The organism is Fundidesulfovibrio sp. (genome assembly GCF_058402725.1).
Map to the genome: position 1 here is coordinate 1 of NZ_JBZVFJ010000264.1, position 2736 is coordinate 2736.

Consider the following 2736-nt stretch of genomic DNA (forward strand, 5'->3'; position numbering starts at 1 on the left):
CAAGATCGTCATGGAGGGCATCAACCGCGAGGCGACCTCCAACTACGCCAGCAACGCCTATCAGGCCTCCTTGGGCGTAGGGTATGATGTGCGCGTGGGAACCCTGCGTATCGGCCCCATGCTGACCATGGATTACACGCTCAACAACCAGGAAGCCTACACGGAAACCGGCGCGGGCGCCCTGAACCAGGCAGTGCAAGCCCGCACCACGCACTCCCTCCAGCTCTCCCCCGGGCTTCGCGTGAGCAATGATTTTCAGGTCGGCGGCATGCAAATCACCCCGGCGGTCCAGGCGGCCTACAGCCACGAGTTCCTGGATAACGACCGGCTCATCCAGTCCAGCCTGGAAGGCATGCCGGGTGTGACCATGAATTCCCAGACCGCAGAGCCCGTCCGCGACGCCGTCAAGGCAGGCGGATCGCTCACGGTCAAGCACAAGAGCATGGAACTGCGCGCCGAGTACGAGTTCATGGCGCGCCAGGACATGCAGAGCCACAGCTACGCGCTGGGCTTGCGCTACTCGTTCTGACACGGTGGCCATGCGACGCCGCGAACCAAAGAGCACCCTTGTCGCCGGATTGCTGTGCCTCTCCATGGCGGTGCATTCCTGCGCGAGCGCCCCAAACGGCGCAGAACTGGCGAAACAGGCTGCTGCCGTCGCCGAAGGGGCAGGCTTCGAGCACCGGCTGTACCAGACCGGGGACATCCCGCTGGTCGGCTACCTCAAGAACGGACCCGGCGAAAACCTGACCGTCTACATCGAAGGCGACGGGTTGGCCTGGATCGACCGTGCCACCCCCTCGCAGGACCCGACGCCCAGGTCGCATCTTGTTCTGCGTTTGGCCGCGCTGGACCCCTCGCCCAGGGTGCTCTACCTGGCCAGACCCTGCCAGTACCTCCCGCAGGCGTTGCGCCAGGGATGCGACCAGGATCTGTGGACCCAGGGCCGTTACGGCCAGCGGGTCATTGCGGACCTGAACGCAGCACTGGACCTGGCAATGGCCGAAACCGGCGCGCGCCGGGTGCGCCTGGTGGGCTATTCCGGCGGGGGAGCGCTGGCGGCCCTCCTGGCCGCCTCGCGACAGGACACGTCCCAACTGGTCACCGTGGCCGGCAACCTGGACACGGACGCCTGGTGCGACTTCCACGGCATCACCCGCCTTAAGGGCTCCATCAACCCCATCGAGCGTTCCGCCGCATTGTCGGCAGTCTCCCAGACGCACTACGTCGGTTCGAAGGATACCGTGATCCCCCCGTCGCTGTGCCAGCGGTTCATCCAACGCCAGGGGCCCTCCGCGCCGGCGCGGTGCGTGCGCGTTCCGGGCGTGTCCCACCAGGAAGGGTGGGAGCGCCTTTGGCCGGACATGGTGCGCTCCCTTGGGCCGATCGACGCGAAAACGCCCTGAGGGACGCACGCTTGGCTACACCAAAGATTTCCAGAAAGGACGCTCAAATGATCAAGTGCCACGTCAAAGCCGTCTTCTCCTGCCTTCTTCTGGTTTTTCTCTGCGCCGGCCAGGCCCAGGCCCAGCCCCAGGCCGGCGACGCCTTGGCCAGGCTCCTGGAGCGTGACTACACGCCATCAGAGCCCCTGTTCCCACCGGATGTGCGCAAGGTGGCCGAATACAGGGAACTGGACGAACAGCCGGCAGGCGTGGTGGATTTCGTGGAAAACGAGGCCTATGTGATCCATGCGGACCAGCCTCTGGTGGCCTTCAAGGCCCAGAAGTCCCGCCCGGTGTACGAGTCCGACATCCTGGTGACGGACACATCCTCACGGCTCGTGGTGCTCCTCAAGGACCAGACCCAGCTGAGCCTTTCGTCCTCTTCCCGGCTGGGCCTTGACAAGGTCTCCTACGACAGCCAGGCCAAGGATCGGGAATCCCTGGTGAACCTGGCGGCCGGCAAGGCCCGGTTCGTGGTGACCAAACTGGTCAACAGCTCCGAGGAGAACTTCAAGGTGAAGACGCCCCTGGCGGTCATCGGCGTGCGTGGCTCAGATTTCCTGGTGGGCATCCTGCCGGAATCAGAGGTCCTGCGCATCCGCACCAGCTGGTGGGATCGCTTCGGTCTGGTTTCCAGCGCCCACGCCCAGGCGCCCGCCTCGGCCATGCTCCTGCTCACGGGCGCCAACACCAGCGTGCGGGTCGTTTCGCCGCAGGGCCCCCCCATGATGCTGGGCTCCAACCAGGTGACCGCCGCCTTCCGCAGCACTCCCCTCATGGCCCCCAGGCCCGTCACCCCCAACCTGGTGTCCGGCGTGATGAACCGCGTCTCCCCCGCCGTCTCGGTGATGAGCATGCCCGAGGTGTTCGAGTAGCGTGTGGGGCTCCGCGCTCCAGGTCTTCTGATCCGGCAGGGGCTTTTGGCGGCTTCGGTCCTCGCGCTGGCGGCCTGCGCTCACCGCGCGCAGGACCCTGCCCAGGGAGAATACCTGGCCTCTGCCCAGGCCAGGCCGGAGGGGGGCGCTCTCCAGGCCGCAAGGACCATCCCGCCCGGAGACGCCCCGACCCGTTTGGCGGCAGCCATGCGATTCGTGGGGGAGAACCTGGCCTATGATCCCTCGGAAAACTCCTTGCAGTTGATGCGCGACGCCGAGGCCCTGTTCTCCGGGAAGACCCTGGGCGGATGCAGCGACTTCGGGCTGGCCACCCTGGCGTTGACGCGGGCCCTGGGTTTTCCTTCCCGCCTGGTGCTGACCATGAACGCCAAGTGGGTTGAGCGCTTCAGAAACAA

The 2736-nt window shown here is 66.0% G+C and carries 4 protein-coding genes; all 4 read left to right on the plus strand.

What is annotated here, in order from left to right; translation table 11 throughout:
- Positions 1 to 529 (plus strand): autotransporter outer membrane beta-barrel domain-containing protein (locus ACV4UX_RS18445; RefSeq protein ID WP_491594743.1); only part of this gene is annotated, 529 nt, incomplete at its 5' end.
- A 10-nt stretch (positions 530 to 539) separates the two neighbouring features.
- A complete protein-coding gene (locus ACV4UX_RS18450; RefSeq protein ID WP_491594744.1) occupies positions 540 to 1406 on the plus strand; it encodes an alpha/beta hydrolase in 867 nt (288 codons plus the stop codon).
- A gap of 47 nt (positions 1407 to 1453) precedes the next feature.
- Complete coding sequence (locus ACV4UX_RS18455) at positions 1454 to 2320, plus strand: FecR family protein (RefSeq protein ID WP_491594745.1); 867 nt, start codon at positions 1454 to 1456, stop codon at positions 2318 to 2320.
- A 207-nt stretch (positions 2321 to 2527) separates the two neighbouring features.
- Positions 2528 to 2736 (plus strand): transglutaminase domain-containing protein (locus ACV4UX_RS18460; protein WP_491594746.1); only part of this gene is annotated, 209 nt, incomplete at its 3' end.